The sequence below is a fragment of the Aliikangiella marina genome (assembly GCF_007004765.1).
Classification (GTDB): domain Bacteria; phylum Pseudomonadota; class Gammaproteobacteria; order Enterobacterales; family Kangiellaceae; genus Aliikangiella; species Aliikangiella marina.
Genome location: NZ_VIKR01000005.1, coordinates 470,158 through 492,956 on the forward strand (window position 1 = coordinate 470,158; position 22,799 = coordinate 492,956).

Sequence of the window (22,799 nt, forward strand, 5' to 3'; positions counted from 1 at the left end):
GTCTTAAAACGAGGTGAATAATGAAATACCGATCAGGCCAGAGTGGATCGAACCTATTCACAAATACGATGTTGGCAGTGTTATTGATCACTGCTTCAGTTGCCGTCTGGATGACCGCAAAAGACAAAGCTGATATTGCCCACCCAACCGCCAGTTATATTGTTCAAGGTGACAAGGCGTTTGAAACTGTCACTCATTTAAATGCGTTAATCACACACCAACTTAAATTCATTAATTCGGTAGCTGCTAATCTCAGCAAAAAACAAGTTAATGACCTCCTCGTAAAGGGCTTTAAAGTCTCGCCGAATTACTCGGTAAAAGCTGACGGCTGGGCGGTAGGACAACGGCTTGGATTTACTCCAGCCTCCGCCTCTCGGATGACCAAGGCTAATCAACTTCATGAAATCGGTGTTTTTGGTAATGGAGTTACGATTGTCGTACTGGACACCGGGGTAAAAAGTATGAGCGGTATTCGTCATGATGCATACGGTAACCACCGGGTCTACGGTACCTACGATGCAACACGAAACAAAACATCGGTCAACGATGATGAGGCTAGCGGACATGGTACCCATGTTGCGAGTGTGACTGTTAATAGTGAGCGCGACCTCAACGGTGATTTTTATGGTATGGCACCGAATGCTCGACTGATAAGCGTTAAAGCTTTCAATAAATTTGGTCAAGGAAACTATGCCGATGTCATTCGAGGAATAGAATGGGCGATTACCTATCGTGAGACCTACAACATTCGAGTGTTGAATTTATCGTTTAGCAGCGAACCTAAATCCTATTATTGGCAAGATCCGTTGAATCAAATTGTCATGAAAGCTTGGCAGTCAGGAATAACGGTTGTCGCGTCCGCTGGTAACCGAGGACAGTCTCCTATGGGTATCGGCGTTCCCGGTAACAACCCATATATCATTACTGTCGGTGCTACTACCGATAACTATACGCCAGATGACTACAGTGATGACCGTCTCACCAGTTTTTCATCAGCGGGACCAACGGTAGAAAGATTTGTAAAACCTGACCTAGTCGCGCCAGGCGGACACTTAATGGGGTTGATGGAATCCAAAATGCAAGTAGCTAAGGATCACCCAGAATTTCATGATGGTGGCAAATATTTCACTATGTCAGGGACCTCTCAGTCTTCCGGAATAGTGAGTGGCATTGCTGCACTGATGATCAGTATTAACCCGGATTTGACACCAGACGATGTTAAATGTCGATTGATGGCGACCGCACAGCCCGCCATCGATGAAAACGGTGATTGGGCATATAGCGCTTTTCAACAGGGGGCTGGTGCGGTTGACGCCTACTCGGCTGTGTTGAGTGATGCAGTCGGATGTGCCAACGTTGGACTCGATATTAGTAAAGACATTGATGGTATTGAGCATTACGCAGGCTCAGTAAAAATCAGTGAGAACGGTGAATACTTCATTAAGGACCGCCCTGAATTAAATTGGAATGGCTCTTTTGATAGGAATCAAGGGTATACTTGGAATAACGCAATCACCTGGAACGATGCAATCACCTGGAATGATGCCATTACTTGGAACGATGCGATTACCTGGAATGACGCGATCACTTGGAACGATGCGATTACCTGGAATGACGCAATCACCTGGAATGATGCCATTACCTGGAATGACGCCATCACTTGGAATGATGCCATTACTTGGAATGATAACTATATATCGATTAACGTATGGGTTGAACAAGAGTAGCGCTGCTCGTCGATACTAACATAATAATTTAAGTTCTAGTTTTTCTTATTAATGAAAACATTTTATTTTAAAGCCCGATTAAAACTACTATTTTTCCTTACCTTCTTTACTTTATTTTCCCAAACACAGGCTAAGAACCTGTCGAGTTTAGGCTTTAAGCATATTTCGACAGAACATGGACTTTCGCAGAAAACAGTGCAATCGATTTATCAAGATAAGCATGGTTTTTTATGGATAGGTACACAAGAAGGCTTAAACCGATATGACGGAAAAAATATAGAAGTATTTCGTTACTTAAGTAGTGACAGTACTAGTATTTCCAATGATGTTATTCGAGACATTGTACAAGATAAAGCGGGGAATCTTTGGATAGCGACCAATGGGGGACTCAATCGTTTTATAGGTAGGTCTCAAACTTTCGATAGACTTTCTATACAAGATAAGAATCAAGCCGTCGAAAGACTCAATACTTTATTTAGCGATAGTTCGGGAAATCTGTGGATTGGTTCCGATGGCAATGGGCTCTTTTTCCTTAATTCAACTAATCCAACGACGATTAAAAAATTTACCCGCGTACCGCAACTTGAAAATGCAGATGTAAGAGCTATTTTCGAAGACTCGCGTGGAAGATTGTGGGTAGGAACAGACAGCCAAGGTTTGTTTTTGATTGAGGAGGGGGCGGATAACTTTCTCCATTTTCAAGCCAGCCAATCCAGTGAAAATAATTTATCTCACAATAGCATAAGAGCAATTCTAGAAGACCATAAGGGACACCTATGGATAGGTACTCGAGGGGGCGGATTAAATCGATATAATGAGCTATCGAGTTCATTCGAGCACTATAAAAGCTCACCCAGGGATTCTAAGTCTCTCGGTCATAACCGTGTTTACAAAATTCTCGAAGATGATCTGCAAAGACTATGGATTGCTACTGATTCTGGTGTCAGTGTATTCGACTCAGCAAGAAAAGAATTTCAACGAATTCGTCACTATTCATCTCAAAATTCTAGCCTTAGTCACAATAGAGTACTGTCCATTTTTCAAGATAAAGGCAAATTGATTTGGATAGGTACATCATCAGGATTGAATCAATGGAACCCGCATAGTGCTAGTTTTATCCACTATCGTAAGATTAGTGAGATATCTGAGAGTTTGTCTCATAATCATATTCATGGGTTCGCAGAAAATAAGCTAGGCACTGTATATGTCGCCACTTTTGGTGGCGGCCTAAATTATTTGAAAGAAGGCGAATCTCAATTTAACAAGTTATCTGTCTCAGGCAAAAACACTGATGAGATCATCGATGAATATTTAACTACCTTAATGGTTGACAACAATAATCAACTTTGGATAGGTAGTGTTTCACGAGGCGCTTTTGTTTACTCTGAAGATCATAAGCAACTTAATAATTTTAAAAAGGAGAATGGAAATCCACAGAGTTTATCCGATAACGGCGTTACTGATATCCTTCAAGATAGAGATGGAGAAATTTGGATTTCGACTTATCGGGCTGGATTGAACCGAAAAAATAAACAGGGCGATGGATTTAAACACTACCGTAAAAGTGAACAACCCAATGGACTCGTTAATGAAAATATTTTACAGATGATGGAAGATGACGATGGTTATATCTGGATTGCGACCTATGGAGGAGGGCTGTTTAAACTGGATAAAAATAGCAATACATTTACTAATTACGCGAACGATCCAGATGATCAAAAAAGTCTTTCAGGAAACAATGTAACCGTCATTTTTCAGGATAAGATGGGGCGCTTTTGGGTTGGTACTCAAGGTCACGGTTTGAACAGGTGGGAGCCAGAAGCAAGAAGAAGAGGAATAAACCAATTCAAACATTATACTACAGAGTCGGGTCTAAATAGTAGTACCGTCAATGGCGTCACTGAAGATCAGTTTGGATACATTTGGGTGAGTACAAACCGAGGTGTGAGTCGACTCAATCCAGAAACTAACCAGTTTAAACACTACAATTTAGCTGATGAAATTCACTATAATGAACTGAATCTTGGGGCGATGCTAAAGTCGTCTAGCAATAGAATTTTTCTTGGCGGATTAAACGGAATTAGTACTTTCTTGCCGGATAAAATTAGTGAAAACTTAGTTGTACCCAATGTCGTCTTGACCTCGATTGAAAGTGAAAACCGCATCTTGGAATTTGATAAAGCGCTCACTGATATTAGCCAAGTAACCTTTGACCATAACGACTACTTAATTTCCTTTGAATTTGCGTCTCTAGATTATGCGAGGCCATCGAAAAATAACTACCAGTATAAGCTTGATGGATTTGATCCTGAGTGGGTTAACAATGGGACTCTCAATCGTGCAACTTATACCAATCTACCCTCGGGAAGTTACCTTCTACGCGTGAGAGGGAGCAATAATAATGGTGTTTGGAGTGAGGATGAAATCAATCTGACTGTTAATATTTTACCTGCGCCCTGGCTATCTTGGTGGGCATTTACTTTTTATGCCGCAGGTTTCTGCCTACTGTTAATATTCTTAATTCGACTTCAGGCCAGAAGGCTTGCAAGTCAAGAAGTATTTCAGACGTTAGTTTCTGAAAAAGTCAGTGAAAAAACAGAGCTCTACAATAAAAACACGGACTTTCTTAGTGCGAAGTTAGAGCAACTTAAACTCAAGACTAATATTGATTTAGAAACAGGTTTATCCAATCAAAAGTATCTGAGTGAGCTAATATTTAACTTACTTCAGTGGATAAATTTAAATGATCTTTCTCAAATTAGACACCAGTTCTGTGTTCTTTTAGTTCGTCTTCCTGAACTCAATGATAATGAGAGTACAAAAAACGAAATTTATAGTAAAACTATCAAACAAGTAGCCCACCATATCCAAGAGAAGAATGACCCGAATACGATAATCGTTCGTTGGGGGATGCGCGACATGGGGATTTTAACACTTGTTACCGAGGGTCCTGATGAGCTTCATCGATCGTTGACTGTTCTCTCTGACGAAATTAAAACCATGTTTGAAATAGAGAGTGAGCAGAGCGAGAAACTATCGATCAAAATGAGCTTTGCTTTAGCCCCTATTTTAGGTGTCAATCAGCACTTCTTTGATGGTGATCGAGTACTAATGATGATTGAGCATTTACTCCATTTACAAGAAGCGAATTCTAGCTCAAAAATCATTGGTATTGAAAAACTGAATCAAATCATGAGCGAAACACTTTTCACTCAGCTATTAGAGTCAGAAGAGATGACTGATTTTGAAAAAGTCTTTGATATTTACAATGGCTAAATAACCCAGCCATTATTAAAAACGATATTGTAAAATCGCCTGCATTTGGTGCTGCTTTTCCCTTGCTGGCCAATTCCATAAGGTGCGGCTCTGATTAGTACTATCAACCCATAAACTTTCTATGCCGAATTGCGTTTGCGCAGTCAAATTATACCGCCAATTGATGGTCCACGCGTCTCCGTCACTGTTATTAGGATCTGATAGTGGATAAGCATCTTCATCCTCAACTTTAAATTTATCGTAGCGGATGCTAAATCGATGCTCACCTTGTTTGTGAGATGCCAAGAGATAAAATGCGTTGAATGGCGCTTGTACGACATAATCATCGCCTGTTTCAGACCAACCCATCACAGTTTCGCCGTTCATGTACTGGGTGAGAATTCTCGTGTGTTTATTAAATCGATATTGCCAGGCGATGGATACGAAGTTTGTTTCCCATGCATACTGACCTTGCGGACTTATTCTTTCTGTCTCGTCGGCGTTATTGTCATAGAAATAAACTCGTAACTCGCTGTTGGTTTTATATCGCCAGTGAGTACCTACGTAATAACCTATGTTATCATCGATCTCTTCAAATGGTTCAACCCATGGTGGCTGAAAAGAGAGAACCGTATCCAATGAAGGGTAATCAGCAAACTCAACCCTTTCACCCCAAAAGGTTTGTCGTTGACTCAATCCCCAACCGCGCCAACTGAGTATTGTTCCAATGGGGTCATTCGCGGTGTAAAGGGAAGCGACAAACTTGAACGTGTGCGGCGAACGAAATGCTTTTCCTGGACGAGTGAGGGACCATTCTCCGCCAAGTATACGAAGCTCTTCTGCAACCCAAGTATTGATTGCTGAGAACGAGTAAGTGTATGGACTATTCCATGCGGTATCTGGATTTTCGAAACTAAAACTGGGATAAAACAGACCGATACGGCCGCTATTTTTCCAGCCTTCGGCGATTGGATTTATGTCGACAAAAGCTTCCGTGATACCAAACCTTTCTTCTCCGTCCGGGTAATAGATCCCTGAAAGCTGGATACTGGTGCTGTCGCTAAAATCTGTCGTGTATTCGAGCGCAAGTAAGTTAATATCTAAACCGTCGTTTTCGCTATCAAATCGTGTGACACCTGTACCGTTTCTTAGCCAAGATACCAACCAGGGTTTGTCGGTATCACTATAACTTAACCCGACTTGTAACAGGCCATTAAACTCGTTGCTATTTGCCGAACAGCAAAATAATATTAATAGAAAAGATATTAACCCTCTGTGCTTTATCAAATTTTAGCTACCTCGGCCTGTAGTTTGAGTTGGAATACCACTCGTTAAAGTCATCGGCGGGCATCGGCTTGGCGATAAAATACCCCTGGGCTTGTTCGACATTGTATTCTTTCAATTTTTCTAAGGAGTCTTTGTCTTCGACACCTTCGGCGACAATTGTCATATCTAAGTTATGCGCGAGATCAGCAATTGATTTAACAATTGTGGCATCGTCTTCATTGGTTGCTAAATCAAGTACAAATGATTTATCAATTTTTAGTTCGGAAACAGGCATGATTTTAAGCTGAGCCATTGAAGAATAACCGGTTCCAAAGTCATCGATCGATAGTTTAATTCCCATACGTTTCAAAATATCGAGCGCGCGGATTGCTTGATCCGGCTCTGACATTATAGCACTTTCGGTGACTTCTAAAGTAATCGCTGTTGTATCCAAAGAAAGCTCAGAGAGTTGTTGAGCGACGTACGCTGGTAATGACAAGTCGATTAGGTCGAGTGCCGAAATATTGATTGCAACACGAAAAAAGTTGCCTTGCTCAGTCCATGATTTATGTTGCGAAAGCGCTGTTTGAATCGCCCATTTGGTTAAATCTCTAATGGCTCCGGTTTGTTCTGCCAAAGGAATAAAATCGTCAGGGCCGATAAATCCATGTTCTGGATGTATCCAACGAACCAAGCATTCCACACTGACAATTTGATTCGTTTCTAGATCGAGTTTTGGTTGATAGTAAAGGGATAGTTGACTGGTTTCGATTGCAGATCGTAATTCCGACATTAAATTGAGTCTTTGGATCGAATGTGTATTTAAGGTCTTATCATAGACGACAAACCCTTTGTGAGAAGCCTTACATTTGTTTAAGGCAATATCGGCTGCTTGAATTAATGCTTCCGATTTAGAGGCTTGCTCAGGATACAACGCGACACCGGCACTAATATCGATATCGAGTAAAACACCATCGATTTCGAAAGGTATTTCAAAAAAACTGAAGAACTGCTCGACTTGCGTGTTCAGTTCAAAATCAGAAAGGTTGTTTAACAGTATTGCAAACTCATCACCACCAACTCGACTATAAAAAGCATGCTTGGGTTGAAAGCCTTGCATACGTCGAGAGATTTCACATAAAAGCTTATCGCCGAACTCGTGTCCCAAAGTATCATTGACCTCAGTAAACCGGTCGATATCGAGCAACATGATCGCGCAGGGGGTATTCGGCTCTGTGCTGATTTTTTTATCCAGTTGTTGACGAAAAGCAGTACGATTGGGTAAGCCCGTGAGCTCATCATAATAAGCCAGTTTTTCGATTCTTTGCTCTCTGTGGTTAATTGCATCACGCATAGCGGTAAAGGCTTCTGAAAGATTATTAACCTCTTGCGAATTAAAAGAGGGAACCTCTGTGTCGTACTCTCCCACTTGAATTTTGTTAGCAATCCCTGAAAGCTGCCGAAGGGGGCGGGTAACACCTTTCGCAAAATAGAATGCGAGAAAAAATGCAATTAAAATTGAAACAAGCACTACGACAATCAGTTGCCACATTAGTTTGAAGAAATTTAAATAGGCGGAACTTTCCGTAATTGAGAACACTAAGCTTATCGGTTCTGATTGGATAGAATTAAAGCCAAAATGATAGGAGTACTTTTCAGTGCCTCCAACCATTAACGGTGCGGCAGCTTGTAGCGGCAAACGGCTTAACTCCGAGGCAATTTTAAGATATTCCTTATTAGTTGTTGTGTAGGTCTTGTTGCGAGCAACGACGCTTAGTTCGAATCCGGTAAGTTCTCTAACTTGGCTGTCTATGATTCGTGATATATCCATTCCCATAACCATCCAAGCATCAGGATTAGGTTGATTTTCAAGAAAACGAACTTCCTCAAACTCAATGAGGTATATCGTTTTTGACGTCACAAGTAGTTGTACTTCTTTGTCGAGTATACTGGTCAACTCTAAATTAACCGATTCTGCGGTAGCGGTTAACGGACGCTTTTGCTCATCAAAGATTATCGTGAAATCAGTGTTGAGCCGGTTCTGAAGATTAATTAAAGCGAGTTTAAGTGATTCTGGATCGTCTTGGGCGCTGGCAATCAGCTGCTTGGTGTTAAAGTCTTTCGCTGCACTATTTAAAGCGCCTTTAATTGTACTTGCATCATTGAGCAGTTTGTAAGTGAAAACTTGTTGTGAGGTTTCAAATCTTTTTAATAGTTGCTGTTCTGAGTGGCTAAATGCGGCCTGAAGCGTAGTCCCGGCAACTAGCACAGAAACTATGGCGAGCAAAACTGCGAACAGAATAAGAATTCTTCGTAAAAGAGAAGGTCGGTTTGATTTAGAAATACTCACTGAACGCCAATTCTCCCACTATTATCACCAAAATTGAGGTTTCGCAGTTTTGTCATTAGTAGTCGCCAAATTCGTCAGCATCTTGGGTTATATTTGGATACAGACTCTCTGTTAGTTTGAAGGTTACATTGGCTGAGTCTTGTTTCGAGGTGATATCTAAGTTTTGAACAACCCCTATGTCGGCTTCATTGAATCGCGGATGCCAGACTTGATAGGTGTAATTGCCTGGTGGTAACTCGAATGTGACCTTACCCTGTTGGTTAGTTTGCTTAACAAATTTTGATTTAGCCACATAGATAAATCCCGACATCCAATCATGAATATTGCAGCCAATGGCAACAACACCATCTTTATCAAATGTAATCGGATCAGGGATCTGCTCTTTATATAGTCTCAGCTGAAACCTTTTCGCCTTAGAAAAGGAATATACATGATGCTTAACTGAATCAGAGTTAGGAAAAATGACTTGACTGTTCTGCCGCACAATTAGAATCAGCGGTTTAAATTGTTGGTTGACTTGTTCCATTACCGCAGGTTTATCGGTTGAAGCGGAGACTACATTAAAGTTTGGATGAAATATCTCAACGACTGCGCCGCTGAATGGCTCGCCGGCTGTATCGACGACGGTTAACTCGGTCGAGGCAATACAAAATGGTGCAACGAGCAACAAACAAATCAAAAACATATGTCGGTATTTCTGCATAGTAACGTCCGAATCAGATTGATTTAAAAGGAAAAAGGCAACTTCCTAAGTATAGTCGGTATTTTGGATTAATCCGTTGGATCCTCAAATTGGTTAGTGTTTGAGAGAGGATTTGGCTCTAGATGGGCAACATCTAGAGATAAGACCGAACGATGACTTGAAAACTTTCAGGTTAAGAATTCAAAAAAGTCATTGTTAGGCGTGTTCATTAAACAGCGATTAGTTTTGTTCGCAGATAAATGGGAAGTTGGCATAGCCCACTTTTCCATCGCGATCATAAACATAAACGAAAAGTCGATACTCGCCAGGCATGGAGGGTGCACTAAAATTTATTGAACCAGAGGCCGAACTATCCGAAATGAAATCTATCGAGAGCGTTTCCGGTTCTTCTTCGTGTGCCCCTCCTTGACTCAACTCACTGACTTCCTTCATAAGTTCCCAACGATATTCCAGTTTTGGTTGGTCGAGGTTCTTACCGAATACTTTGGCGGTTACTGGTTGTTGGGGCGTGAGTTTCAAACTAGTTTCCGCTTCTGCATCGTTGAGCGTTAGTGCTTCTACGTTGGGGGCGCGATTAGACGGATACTCGCCGGTCCAAAAAAGAGTCATTTCATCGACTCTAGCATCGGCATAGCCGTTTTTGGTAAACATGCCGTACCAAGTAGGCGTTCGTTCTTGCTTTTGCCCCCAAAGAAAAACGAAGTGACCAATATTAAGGCCTAATAAATCGCCTCTCAGGCCTTTTATCATTCTTTCACCGAGCGAAGAGGCTTTGATACCACTTGGCTCTTCGATTTCTCGCCCCCATTCAGTGGCCGGTCTTTCCCAATGGCCCAGCGGACCAAACTCGGTTACCATAAATGGCTTAGTGATTTCCGCTTCTTTAACTAACTTTGGTATGTTGAGCAGGTCCCCATAGACTTGAAGGGAGACGAAGTCCACTTGAGGTGTTCTGGCGAGAGCGACATCAAGATGTTCTTTTAATACGCCCGCAAAAGTGTACGTAACCGGATGATTAGGATCATGTTCGTGAATATAATCGATAATCTCAGAGATGGCGTCATAGACTTTAGGGTTGACTGCCTTCAATGCGCCCTTTTCATCAAATAAGAGGTTTGGTTCATTCGCGACCGCCCAAGCCAAAAGGTTAGGGTTATCTTTGTATTGATTTACAATCGCTTTAACTTCTTCGAATTGTTCTTTCACAGCGTTGGCGTCGTCATAATCAAAGCCGTGAAGTTCTTTACCGAGTTCAATTCCCATAACAAACATTAAACCAAGCTTGTTGACGTCTGGTAGCGCTGCTTCGGCACCTTGGTGAGTCCAAGTACGAAAAGTATTCCCACCTGATTCTTTTAAGGCGCTTAGCTTGTCTTTCTCATCCCAATTGAGACCCGCACCTTTTACTTCGAATGGCTGCCCGTCGACAAGAAGTTTGTGCTTACTATTCTCTGTTACGATCTCGACTTTAGAGGGCCCTAATAGGTTTAATGCTGGTTTTGGATTCATTGAAAATGTAATCATCAAGGGAGTTTAGTATCAATATTAGCAAGATTTCTCAAATCCGGGGACGCGTTAAAAATCGAACATAAGAAACATTGGCAAAAAACGCTTTTATCGCTGGGTTAGCAATCTGGAGCAGCCAGAGCAGAATACTACTACGCGGTACTCTGTCATGCGGCACCCCGGTGGAGACACGTGTGTAGACAGTTTGGTTGAAGACATAAAAAAAGCCCGGATCTTTCAATCAAGGCTTTTGGAATAATGGTGGCCCGGGAGTGAATTGAACTGGGCGGCACACCGTTGGCCGGCGCTCCGGTGGAGACACATGTGTAGACAGTTTGGTTGAAGACATAAAAAAAGCCCTGATCTTTCGATCAAGGCTTTAGGAATAATGGTGGCCCGGGAGTGAATTGAACTGGGCGGCACACCGTCGGCCGGCGCTCCGGTGGAGACACGTGTATAGACAGTTTGGTTGAAGACATAAAAAAAGCCCTGATCTTTCAATCAAGGCTTTTGAAATAATGGTGGCCCGGGACAGAATTAACCGGCCGGCGCTCCGGTGGAGACACGTGTGTAGACAGTTTGGTTGAAGACATAAAAAAAGCCCTGATCTTTCAATCAAGGCTTTTGGAATAATGGTGGCCCGGGACAGAATTGAACTGTCGACACAAGGATTTTCAGTCCTCTGCTCTACCAACTGAGCTACCAGGCCGGTTTGTCCTTTCAGGTCCCTCGTTTTGAGGCTACCCTTGGGGAGCGCGCTATTAAACTAGGATCAGGATTTAAAGTCAAGCAGGTTTTCGCAAATTTTTTAGAATTATTAATGGTTGTATTTTAATTAACCAATAACCTGCTCATTGTACCTAAAAACCGCTATTCAGATGGCGGTACGTAGCCTTCTACCTTATCGTAATCACCACCAAACAAGAATTTTTCCATTTCCCCAGTCAAATATGCCCTGGCTTCGGGGTCGGCCAGATTAAGGTGCTTTTCGTTGATTAACATTGTTTGATGATTCATCCATAGTTTCCAGCCTTCCGCGGAAATGTTCTCCAATATACGCTGACCGAGTTCACCTGGTACAGGAGCGAAACTCATCGGCGGGCCTTCTTTCTGTAATTTTTGACAAAAAACCATAGTGCTTCTCTTGATTGAAAGCCTTAATTAAGGCTTGTTGGGTTGGTTTAACTGAAAATAGCGAAATAAAAACTTTTTAATCGGCGTTGGAAATGCCAATTTATTTAACTGACTAATATTATGCCACTCGAGATGAATATTATCCGCTAATTGTGTTTTTGAATTCACTGATACAACCTGCGCCTGCAGCTTGTAGTGAGTGAATGTATGCTCAAACTCATCGACTAATCGTACGTTTTTCGTATCAAACTCAACTTCCGGAAGGCTCCATAAGCCGCCCCAGATTCCTGCCGGAGGACGTTTTTCGAGTTGGATTTGATGCTTCTCATTGATTTTTAATCTCAGTTTAGCCTGTTTAGTGGGGATGATTTTTTTGGGTTTCTTATGAGGATATTCTGCAGTTTTGTCTTGTTGAAAGGCCAAACAATGTGAGCTCAATGGGCAGGCTTGACAATGTGGTTTGGTCCGGGAGCATAAACTAGCGCCCAAATCCATCATCGCCTGGTTAAATTGGCCGGTGCGTGATGAAGGTGTGTATTTCTCAGTCAGTGACCATAGGTGTTTTGCAACTGCCGATTGTCCGTACCAGCCCTCAACTAAAAATACTCTTGCTAATACTCGCTTCACATTGCCATCAAGTATTGGGGTTGGTTTTCCCATCGCCAAAGACAAAATTGCTCCGGCGGTGGAGCGACCAATACCCGGTAGTGACTCCATCTCTTCAAGATTGTCGGGGAACTCGCCAGCGAAATCATTAACGACTTGTTGCGCACATTTGTGTAGGTTTCTCGCTCGAGAGTAATAGCCTAATCCTTGCCAGTGATGTAATACATCATCGGTAGCTGCAGCGGCTAAGCTAGCCACATTGGGGAAGCTCGCCATAAATTTTTCGTAATAAGGTATAACAGTCTTGACTTGAGTTTGCTGCAGCATTACCTCCGACACCCATACTCTATATGCAGTTGGGTTCTGCTGCCAAGGGAGATCTTTTCGCCCGTGCAAGTCATAGAACTTGAGCATTCTTTCAGCAAATTGCTTTGGCGTAATGAGTAATGATTGAGGTTTGCTCATTGAAGAAAAAGGCCGTTAATTCGGTTTAAAATAATTCCAGTTCTGCCTACTGATACGTCGATTAGCAGCGGTTAGATGATATCGTAATAGAAAGGTATGAAGATAGAAAGCGTCAACCACATTGCCAAAGCGAGGGGGATACCGATACGCATAAAGTCAGCAAAGTGATACCCCCCGGCGTTCATAACCAGTAAATTGGTTTTGTAAGCCATCGGCGTTGCATAACTAAAGTTGGCGCCAAACAAAACCGCAACAACAAACGGCTCGGCTGGCAGGCCGAGCTGACTGGCAACACTGATTGCGATTGGCGTACCAATTACCGCTGCCGCATTATTAGAGACAATGTTGGTCAGAATTGCCAACAATAACATTAGTGCACTGAGAATAACTGGCGGTGGTAATCCTTTGGTAAAAAATAGAAACAGCTGGGCGAGATAGTCTGCGCCGCCGGTTTTCATCAGCGCCTCACCCAATGCCAAACTCGCGACGACGATGAGTATGACCTGTGTACTCAGCGCACGACCTGCATCAGCCCAATCTAGGCAGCGAGTAACAAGCAAAATCATGACGCCGAGCAGTGCCGAAATCGCTATCGGTAACCAGCCAATGGCTGCAAGACCAATAACGAGCGCCATTATGCCCAGTGCAATAGGCGCTTTATTGGTGTGCGGCAAATCCATGGTCGCATCAAGAACCAACAAATCGCCTTTCTTTTTCATTTCGGCAATTTTTTCTCGAGCACCTTGAACCAATAAGATATCGCCAACATGCATGCTGACACTACCGAGCTTTTTATAAAGATCGATTTCTTTGCCCTCTCGGTGCAAGGCGACTGCGACGAGTTGGTACTGATCGATAAAACGAACATTCTTCAAAGTTGATCCCGCCAGAGGCGAACCTGGCACGACGACAACTTCAGCTAATTGCTGGTCTTCTGCCACTAACGGGTGCTCGGCATCGACCTGCTGTTTACCAACAAACAGTTTTGCACCGAGCGATTTTTCATAATCTTTCAGGTTTTCAGCAGTATCCGAGACTCGAATGCGATCGCCTGCCTGCAAAATTACATCCGGCATGGGCATAATCCGAATGTCAGACGACTGGCTTCCTAGCCGCTGTATTCTTTCTGCTTTCAGATTGCCGTTAGTATGCTCAATCAAGTCGGCGAGGGTTTTGCCGACCGCGAAGCCTTTTTCTTCAAGCGTTAAGTGAGCGGTGAAAAGTCTTGGGGCAGCACTCTCTAATATTGAGTCTCGCTGCGGCAACATTCGGGGAGCGATCAACCAAAGGTAGATAATGGCTACCACGCCAGCCACGCTGGCTGGAATCGCAAAGTCGAAAAGCCCCAACTTACGCATGCCTTGCTCGGCTGCGACCGCTACCACCAACAAGTTAGTTGACGTTCCTACCGTTGTTGACATGCCGCCTACTAAGGTTGCAAACCCCATGGGCATCAGCATTCCCGATGGTGAAGTATTGTTGCGCACTGAGACGCTTATTAATATTGGAATGAGTAATACCACAATCGGCGTATTATTCATAAAAGCTGAGAGTATTGCGGCGACAAGTAAAGTGACCAGCAATGACAGCTGAGGGCTAGCGCGCCATAATCTTCCCAACATTCGTCCTACAGGTTCCAGCGCACCAGTTCTTACCAAGCCTTGACCGGCGATCATTAGAGCACACACCGCGACAAGCGCTTCGTGTCCAAAGCCGTAGAAAAAATCAATCGACTCTAATCGGGTGCCATCGGGTTGCAAATAGGGAAAAACCTCAAACCCAATGGCCACCAGTAACAATACCGCTAAGCAGCTTGATTCCAAGCGAATATCTTCCCGCCGGAAAAGGTACAGGGCAATGACTGTCAGAAGCAGCATAGCCAAGGCGTGATAATTCGGAATTTCAGGAAACATGGTTTGGGGGAAGTAGTTAAAAAAGACGTTGGTATTTTTCTATTTCATTTAAAATTAACATCTTTTTGGTAGAGGTCAATGTTTTTATTGCGCTGTCAGCGAGCTGTCTGATGTCGGAACAGCCCCCTCAAAGGGGCTATTTGCCGCGAACCGTTAAGAATTGAAATTTTTTACTCAAATCGGTTTTTTTCGTCATCCGTAGCCTTGTGTGATTATGCACTGATATAATTGGAGTCAATCTTAAGTGCAGGTATTGATATTTTGCAGGAATTTCAAAGAAAAATACGCAGTTTTGTCCGACGCGAGGGAAGAATGACTGCTGGGCAAGCTTCAGCCTTTGAAGAGCTTATGCCCAAATATGGTTTTGAATATAGGTCCGAGGCATTGGATTTGAAGGATTTATTTGGCAATGACCATCCAGTGGTGATGGAAATTGGTTTCGGCATGGGGGCCTCTCTTGCAGAACAAGCGGCCAATAATCCTCAGCTAAACTATTTGGGGATCGAGGTTCACCGCCCAGGGGTAGGCTCACTGCTCGCGAGGGTGAGAGAGGGCGGCCAGACTAATATTCGAGTTGTTTCGCATGATGCTGTTGAAGTGCTTGAGCATATGATTGCAGACAACGCACTCGACCGAGTGCAACTTTTTTTTCCAGATCCGTGGCACAAAAAACGTCATCACAAGCGCCGTATCGTCAAGTCGGACTTTGTCCAACAATTGTATAGAAAGCTTGCCCAAGGCGGTATTTTTCATATGGCTACCGATTGGGAGAATTACGCACAACATATGCTTGAAGTCATGCAAGCTGAACAAGGCTGGGTTAACCTATCTGAAACCAACGACTATGTTCCAAGACCTGATGACCGTCCTATCACTAAATTTGAAAAACGAGGCGAGCGCCTCGGTCATGGTGTTTGGGATTTGATGTTTAAAGCGGACAAATAACTGTGGCAAAAGAGTAAATGATGAATCTATTTGAGCGTATTTCGATAAACCAGGCAGAAGAGCTAATTAATTCACAGGAAGCATTGGTCGTCGATGTGCGTGATCCTAATTCATTTTCTCAAGGCCATATTGAAGACGCGGTGCGGATAGACAACGCAAACGTCCAAGCGTTTATTGATTCTGCCGATAAATCTAAACCCTTAGTGGTGGTCTGTTATCACGGCAATTCCAGCCAGCAAGCAGCAGCCGTCCTTGCTCAACAAGGTTTTGAGAAGAGTTACAGTATGGACGGTGGAATGAGTGAGTGGGCACTTACAAAGCCTGTTGTCAGCGGTGAGTAAGCTCACCGCCGCCGATTAATCGATCATTCAGCTTAATTCGAGCACTTTAGCGACCAATTTGCGAATGCCTGATGCCGCTTCTAAAACATTACCTGCTAGCATGTAAGCGGGTGTACTAACCACTTTTTTAGTCTCGTCGACAATAAATTCGTCAACCGGACAGCTGATGTGTTCTCCGCCCATCGCATTGATCGCAGCGGCTGTTTCTTGGTCGGTGCCAATAGTCAGTTTTGCGGTCTCTCCGTAAATTAAGGGAATCATGGCTGGCGCGATACAAATAAAACCAATCGGTTTGTTGGCCACGACAAATGTTTTGGCTGCGGCAAGAACATCTGCTTGGACCTCGCATTCTGAACCCTTGATTGCAAAATTACAGAGATTTTTGGCAGCCCCAAAACCGCCGGGAAAGATTAATCCATCAAAGTCTTTCGCATCAAGCTGAGTGATAGGTTGGATGTTACCGCGTGATATCCTCGATGCTTCCACCATGACATTACGCGTTTCATTCATTTCTTCACCCGTCATGTGATTCAACACGTGATATTGATCCATATCTGGTGCAAAGCACTGATAATCAGCATGATTTTCTTCTAGCGCGAGCAGGGTCAGCACACTCTCGTGAATTTCTGCGCCATCAAAAACACCGCACCCCGATAAAACTACTGCAATATTTGCCATTTTGATTCACCTGTTTGCCTTGGTTTTGTGAATTTATCCTATGCCTCAATTAATAATTGTGCAATTGGATATCGCGGATATTCCATTGTGTTTGTGACAATTCGATTATGTAGCTGGTTTGAAGTGAAAATTTGCCCAATATTTGTCCATAAAAGGGGTAAATGGTTTGATCCTGAGGCGCTCCTCTGAGAAAATACGCCCCGTTTAAAAACGGCCCCTCAATTAGGAGTATCTATGTCATCTCGTTTTCAATTGGCGAACGCTATTCGCGCGTTAAGTATGGATGCGGTTCAAAAGGCCAAATCAGGTCATCCAGGCGCACCGATGGGAATGGCTGACATAGCTCAAGTGCTCTGGTGCGATCATTTAAGACATAACCCCAGCAATCCAGAATGGTTAAATCGAGACCGCTTTGTCTTGTCAAATGGCCATGGTTCGATGTTAATTTATTCATTGCTCCATTTATCTGGATACGCGCTCAGTATTGACGATTTAAAGAATTTTCGTCAATTACATTCAAAAACCCCAGGTCACCCGGAGTACGGCTATACGCCTGGTGTAGAAACTACAACCGGTCCCCTCGGCCAAGGGATTGCAAATGCGGTCGGAATGGCTATCGCGGAAAAAACTTTAGCGGCTCATTTTAACCGCCCAGGATACGATGTTATCGATCATAACACCTATGTTTTCTTAGGGGATGGCTGTTTGATGGAAGGTATCTCCCATGAAGTTTGTTCCTTGGCTGGTACTCTAGGTCTGGGTAAACTGATTGCCTTTTACGATGACAATGGTATTTCGATTGATGGTGAAGTTGAAGCTTGGTTCAGCGATGACACAGTTAAGCGATTCCGCTCTTACGGCTGGCATGTTATTGGCGGTGTTGACGGCCATGACCCGGACGCAGTTGAACAAGCGATTCAAGCGGCAAAAACCGAAACTGGTAAACCAACGTTAATTTGTTGTAAAACCACGATTGGTTTTGGCTCGCCGAACAAATCTGGTAAAGAAGATTGTCATGGTGCACCGCTTGGCGAAGATGAAATCGAACTAGTTCGTAAAGAGTTAGATTGGCCTTATCCAGCGTTTGAAGTCCCTCAAGAGATCATGCAAGCATGGGACGCGCGTGAAGCAGGTAGTCGTTTGGAGTCTGATTGGAACGATACATTTATTGCTTATCGAGAGGCTTTTCCAGAGTTGGCAAACGAGTTAACTCGGCGATTTAATCATCGACCAACGGCAGAGTTTGAAGCGGCTGCGAAGTCCTATATTGCGGAAACTCAAGCCGCCGCCGCATCTATCGCAACCCGTAAAGCTTCTCAAAATGCGATCGAAGCCTATGCGCCTCACGTCCCTGAATTTATTGGCGGTTCTGCTGATCTAGCAGGTTCAAATCTGACGCTTTGGAGCGGCGCTAAAGGCATCACTGCCGATGATGCTGATGGCAACTATATCTACTATGGTGTTAGGGAATTTGGAATGGCCGCAATCATGAATGGCTTAAAATTGCATGGTGGGTTCATTCCCTATGGTGGCACCTTTCTGATGTTTATGGAATATGCGCGTAACGCGGTCCGAATGGCAGCGTTAATGAAGCAACAAGCTATCTATGTATTTACTCATGACTCAATTGGGCTTGGCGAAGATGGCCCGACTCATCAACCAGTTGAGCAGTTGTCGTCGATGCGAGCAACCCCTAATCTAGTCAATTGGCGTCCTTGTGATGCCACCGAAACAGCGGTTGCATGGAAACTCGCAATCGAAAATCAATCAGGACCAACGGCGTTAGTCTTAACACGTCAAGGTTTGCCGACCCAGCCAAGAAGTGACGAGCAAATTGCAGCGATTGAAAAAGGTGCTTATATCCTCTCCGATTGTGAGGCAACACCTGACTTAATCATGATTGCTACAGGTTCAGAAGTTCAATTAGCGATGCAAGCTAAAGAGGCCTTGTCTGGCCATAATATTCGCGTTGTTTCGATGCCAAGTTGTGAAATATTTGAGCAACAAGATGCTGACTACAAGCAAAGTGTTCTGCCTGCTGAAGTGACTGCGCGTTTGGCTATTGAAGCTGGCCATGGCGATTTTTGGTACAAATATACAGGCTTAAATGGTGCCATCATTGGCATGTATCAGTTTGGCGAGTCAGCACCTGCTGCAGACTTGTTCAAAGCGTTCGGATTCACAGTAGAAAATGTGATCGACAAAGCACAATCACTGTTGGGCTAACCCATCCCAACATTGGATTAACAGGAAGTTAACCAGATTTAACAATAATAAAAAAAATCAGGTAGCGACATTACGCCGTAAGGCATTTATAACGTTTGAGGTAAAACAATGACAGTAAAAGTAGCGATTAATGGTTACGGCCGGATTGGCCGAATGGTTTTGCGTGCCATTTATGAGTATAACCGTCAGGATGAAATCAAGGTTGTCGCCATTAATTCATCACACCCAATTGAAACTAACGTTCATTTAACAAAGTTTGACACCACTCACGGTCGTTTCACTGCCACTGTCGAAGGTGATGCAGAGAATATGTATGTTAACGGTGACAAAATTGCGATGTTAGCTGATCGCAATCCAGAAAACTTAAAGTGGTCTGACTATGATGTAGACGTCGTGCTTGAATGTACGGGACATTTTAAAGACCGTGCTGGTGCTTCAAAGCACTTTGTTGGTGGCGCGAAGAAAGTATTAATTTCTGCACCTGGTGGCGACGATATCGATAAAACCATCGTGTATGGCGTTAATCACGACACGCTAACTGCAGACGATAACATTGTTTCTAATGCCTCATGTACAACTAACTGTTTAGCACCTGTCGCTAAAGCATTACATGACGGCTTAGGTATCGAAAAAGGATTAGTCAACACAATCCACGCCTATACTAACGATCAAAAAATTATCGATAATCAGCACAAAGATTTACGTCGTGCTCGTGCAGCTGCAATGTCGATTATTCCAACCAAAACTGGTGCGGCTAAAGCGGTTGGCTTAGTACTACCAGAATTACTCGGTCGTTTAGATGGTTTTGCGCTTCGCGTTCCAACAGTGAATGTTTCTGTTGTTGATTTAACTTTTGAAGCGTCTCGCGATACAACGGTTGAAGAAGTTAATGAAATCGTTAAGAAAGCAGCTGACAATTATGTATTAGACTACAACACTGCACCACTTGTTTCGATTGATTTTAATCATTCGCCAGCATCTTCAAGCTTTGATGCAACTCAAACGCGCGTTAATGGTAACCTAGTTAAAATATTGACTTGGTACGATAACGAGTGGGGCTTTAGTGTTCGCATGATCGATACTGCGATCGCGATGATGAAGGCTTAATTGCGAGCTGAAGTCGACATAAAAGACCGATAAAATCTGAATAATTGCGACTGCTAGACAAACATTTGAGTTGTTCATTTAGCAGTCGCATTTTAGGTTTTGTCACCGAAGTTTTATTATTGATCAACTAATCGACAGCGGGTCGAATGGAGCGAAAAACACCATGTCTGTTTTGAGAATGACTGATTTGGATTTATCGGATAAACGAGTTTTGATTCGTGAAGATCTTAACGTACCTTTTAAAGATGGAAAGATAACTTCCGATGTGCGCATTCAAGCAGCGTTGCCAACGATTAAATTGGCTTTGGAAAAAGGCGCAAAGGTGATGGTGATGTCCCATCGTGGCAGACCGACCGAAGGTGCCCTGACTGCCGATGAGTCGATGGCTCCGGTAGTTGATTATTTACAAAACTTATTAGACGCACCGGTTTCGTTAGCGAGTGATTATCTTGATGGCGTGGATGCTAAAGCGGGTGAAGTCGTTGTGTTTGAGAATGTTCGAGGCAACCTGGGCGAAAAGAAAAATGATGATGAGTTAGCAAAAGCTTACGCCAGCTTGTGTGACGTTTTTGTAATGGACGCTTTTGGTACCGCGCATCGAGCGCAAGCATCAACACACGGTGTCGCTAAATATGCGCCTATTGCATGCGCCGGCCCGTTGCTTGCTGCAGAATTAGATGCGCTTGGTAAGGCTTTAGATAATCCGGCCAGACCGATGGTGGCGATCGTAGGTGGCTCTAAAGTATCTACTAAACTGACTGTTTTAGAGTCTTTGTCCAATGTTGTTGATCAGCTGATTGTTGGTGGCGGAATTGCTAATACCTTCATCGCATCAGAAGGGCACAATGTCGGTAAATCGCTGGTTGAACAGGATTTAACTGAGGAAGCAAAACGCTTAAGCGAAGCCGCTCAAAGCCGAGGTGGTTCAATCCCTAAAACTGTAGACGTCGTTGTCGGTAAGGCGTTTTCTGAATCAACCCCTGCGGAATTAAAAGCCGTCGATGCCGTCTCTGATGACGATATGATTTTTGATATTGGTCCACAAACCGCGACGCATTTATGTGAAATTTTAAAGAATGCTGGCACCATCGTTTGGAATGGTCCGGTCGGCGTTTTTGAGCTTGATCAATTTGCCGAAGGTACTAAACAGATTTCCATGGCAATTGCAGAAAGCGATGCATTCTCTATTGCTGGCGGTGGTGATACACTAGCGGCAGTCGATAAATTTGGTATTAAAGACAAAGTCTCATACATATCAACTGGTGGAGGGGCATTCTTGGAGTTTTTAGAAGGCAAAAAACTACCTGCAGTTGAAATTCTTGAACAAAGAGCAAACGGCTAGTTTACCAAATTAATAAAGTTTACCGATTTAATAAAAGGAATAGCACCGAGTGAATTTACCCCTGGGTGCAAAGCAACGACACTAATTAGAATTGGAGAGGAACCAATGGCACTTATTTCAATGCGACAGCTGCTTGATCATGCAGCGGAACATGATTACGGCGTACCGGCATTTAACGTCAACAACTTAGAACAAATGCGAGCGATTATGGAAGCGGCCGATCAAACCGATAGTCCGGTTATCGTGCAAGCTTCTGCAGGTGCTAGAAAGTATGCGGGTGCTCCCTTTTTACGTCATTTGATCTTAGCTGCGATTGAAGAATTTCCGCACATCCCGGTCGTCATGCACCAGGACCACGGTACTTCACCGGCAGTTTGCCAACGCTCCATTCAACTGGGCTTCTCTTCGGTGATGATGGATGGCTCGCTAGGCGAAGATGGTAAAACACCAACGAGTTACGAGTACAACGTTGATGTTACTCGCAAAGCCGTCGATATGGCGCATGCGTGTGGTGTTTCTGTTGAAGGTGAACTCGGTTGCTTAGGTTCACTAGAAACTGGTGAAGCTGGTGAAGAAGACGGCATCGGTGCAGAAGGTAAATTAACCATGGATCAAATGCTCACTGATCCAGAAGAAGCGGCTGATTTTGTTAAGAAAACCAATGTCGATGCGTTGGCAATTGCCATTGGTACATCTCATGGCGCTTACAAATTTACTCGTCCACCAACGGGCGACGTCTTAGCTATCGACAGAATCAAAGCGATCCATGAGCGTATTCCTAATACCCATCTCGTTATGCACGGTTCTTCATCAGTACCGCAAGAGTGGTTGGAAGTGATTAATCAGTTTGGTGGCGAAATCCCTGAAACTTATGGTGTGCCGGTAGAAGAAATTTGTGAAGGTATTAAGCATGGCGTGCGTAAAGTCAATATCGATACTGATTTAAGGTTAGCATCGACTGGCGCAATCAGAAGATTTATGGCTGAAAATCCCTCTGCATTTGACCCGCGTAAATTCTTGGCAACAGCCACTATGGCGATGAAAGATATTTGTATTGCCCGATACGAAGCCTTCGGGACGGCTGGTAATGCAAGTAAGATAAAAGCTATTTCGCTTGAAGAAATGTTTGGCCGCTATGAAAGTGGTGAACTAGACGCAAAAGTAAAATAGTCAAAATCAATGAGTTAGATTAAAGGACCCCAAGGGGTCCTTTTTTATTGTCAGCGTATTTTATC

General features: G+C 43.5%; 16 protein-coding genes and 1 tRNA gene. 8 read left to right on the plus strand and 9 right to left on the minus strand.

The window, feature by feature from the left end; translation table 11 throughout:
* Positions 1 to 20: 20 nt before the first annotated feature.
* Complete coding sequence (locus FLL45_RS19335) at positions 21 to 1,727, plus strand: S8 family peptidase (protein ID WP_142943698.1); 1,707 nt, start codon at positions 21 to 23, stop codon at positions 1,725 to 1,727.
* A 51-nt stretch (positions 1,728 to 1,778) separates the two neighbouring features.
* Positions 1,779 to 5,003 (plus strand): ligand-binding sensor domain-containing protein, encoded by a 3,225-nt coding sequence (locus FLL45_RS19340; protein WP_142943699.1) that lies wholly within the window; start codon positions 1,779 to 1,781, stop codon positions 5,001 to 5,003.
* 15 nt (positions 5,004 to 5,018) lie between these two features.
* On the opposite strand, the gene FLL45_RS19345 is transcribed toward FLL45_RS19340, so the two are convergent.
* From FLL45_RS19345 to FLL45_RS19380, 8 genes are all read right to left on the minus strand, one after another.
* Positions 5,019 to 6,269 (minus strand): hypothetical protein, encoded by a 1,251-nt coding sequence (locus tag FLL45_RS19345; RefSeq protein ID WP_142943700.1) that lies wholly within the window; start codon positions 6,267 to 6,269, stop codon positions 5,019 to 5,021.
* A gap of 7 nt (positions 6,270 to 6,276) precedes the next feature.
* Entirely contained in the window at positions 6,277 to 8,598 is a 2,322-nt protein-coding gene (locus FLL45_RS19350) for an EAL domain-containing protein (protein WP_142943701.1), read from the minus strand.
* A 55-nt stretch (positions 8,599 to 8,653) separates the two neighbouring features.
* Positions 8,654 to 9,301 carry a cupredoxin domain-containing protein gene (locus FLL45_RS19355; protein WP_142943702.1) on the minus strand — a complete coding sequence of 216 codons (648 nt, stop codon included), beginning with the start codon at positions 9,299 to 9,301 and terminating at the stop codon, positions 8,654 to 8,656.
* Between the two features lie 219 nt (positions 9,302 to 9,520).
* Positions 9,521 to 10,810: a glycoside hydrolase family 2 TIM barrel-domain containing protein gene (locus FLL45_RS19360; protein ID WP_185964558.1), complete on the minus strand. Its 1,290-nt coding sequence runs from the start codon at positions 10,808 to 10,810 to the stop codon at positions 9,521 to 9,523.
* A 630-nt stretch (positions 10,811 to 11,440) separates the two neighbouring features.
* A tRNA-Phe gene (locus FLL45_RS19365) sits at positions 11,441 to 11,516 on the minus strand.
* Positions 11,517 to 11,677: 161 nt separating this feature from the next.
* Positions 11,678 to 11,941, minus strand: a complete 264-nt coding sequence (locus FLL45_RS19370; RefSeq protein ID WP_142943704.1) for an oxidative damage protection protein — start codon at positions 11,939 to 11,941, stop codon at positions 11,678 to 11,680.
* A 27-nt stretch (positions 11,942 to 11,968) separates the two neighbouring features.
* Positions 11,969 to 13,012 carry an A/G-specific adenine glycosylase gene (gene mutY, locus FLL45_RS19375; RefSeq protein ID WP_142943705.1) on the minus strand — a complete coding sequence of 348 codons (1,044 nt, stop codon included), beginning with the start codon at positions 13,010 to 13,012 and terminating at the stop codon, positions 11,969 to 11,971.
* 71 nt (positions 13,013 to 13,083) lie between these two features.
* Positions 13,084 to 14,835: an SLC13 family permease gene (locus FLL45_RS19380; RefSeq protein WP_246075861.1), complete on the minus strand. Its 1,752-nt coding sequence runs from the start codon at positions 14,833 to 14,835 to the stop codon at positions 13,084 to 13,086.
* Between the two features lie 351 nt (positions 14,836 to 15,186).
* Here FLL45_RS19380 and trmB point away from each other — a divergent pair, with 351 nt between their 5' ends.
* Together trmB and glpE are read left to right on the plus strand one after the other, a co-directional pair.
* A complete protein-coding gene (gene trmB, locus FLL45_RS19385) occupies positions 15,187 to 15,870 on the plus strand; it encodes a tRNA (guanosine(46)-N7)-methyltransferase TrmB (RefSeq protein ID WP_342778779.1) in 684 nt (227 codons plus the stop codon).
* Positions 15,871 to 15,887: 17 nt separating this feature from the next.
* On the plus strand, positions 15,888 to 16,211 hold the full coding sequence (glpE, locus tag FLL45_RS19390) for a thiosulfate sulfurtransferase GlpE (protein ID WP_210247236.1): 324 nt from the start codon (positions 15,888 to 15,890) through the stop codon (positions 16,209 to 16,211).
* A gap of 27 nt (positions 16,212 to 16,238) precedes the next feature.
* On the opposite strand, the gene elbB is transcribed toward glpE, so the two are convergent.
* Positions 16,239 to 16,889, minus strand: a complete 651-nt coding sequence (gene elbB, locus FLL45_RS19395) for an isoprenoid biosynthesis glyoxalase ElbB (protein ID WP_142943708.1) — start codon at positions 16,887 to 16,889, stop codon at positions 16,239 to 16,241.
* A gap of 234 nt (positions 16,890 to 17,123) precedes the next feature.
* Here elbB and tkt point away from each other — a divergent pair, with 234 nt between their 5' ends.
* The 4 genes from tkt (at position 17,124) to fba (ending at position 22,734) form a co-directional block, all read left to right on the plus strand.
* The gene (tkt, locus tag FLL45_RS19400; RefSeq protein WP_142943709.1) at positions 17,124 to 19,115 is read left to right on the plus strand and encodes a transketolase; all 1,992 of its coding nucleotides are present in this window, start codon (positions 17,124 to 17,126) and stop codon (positions 19,113 to 19,115) included.
* Positions 19,116 to 19,223: 108 nt separating this feature from the next.
* A complete protein-coding gene (gene gap, locus FLL45_RS19405; RefSeq protein ID WP_142943710.1) occupies positions 19,224 to 20,222 on the plus strand; it encodes a type I glyceraldehyde-3-phosphate dehydrogenase in 999 nt (332 codons plus the stop codon).
* A 163-nt stretch (positions 20,223 to 20,385) separates the two neighbouring features.
* Entirely contained in the window at positions 20,386 to 21,564 is a 1,179-nt protein-coding gene (locus FLL45_RS19410) for a phosphoglycerate kinase (RefSeq protein ID WP_142943711.1), read from the plus strand.
* Positions 21,565 to 21,669: 105 nt separating this feature from the next.
* Positions 21,670 to 22,734, plus strand: coding sequence for a class II fructose-bisphosphate aldolase (gene fba / locus FLL45_RS19415; RefSeq protein ID WP_142943712.1), 1,065 nt, complete (start codon positions 21,670 to 21,672; stop codon positions 22,732 to 22,734).
* The last annotated feature ends 65 nt before the right edge of the window (positions 22,735 to 22,799 follow it).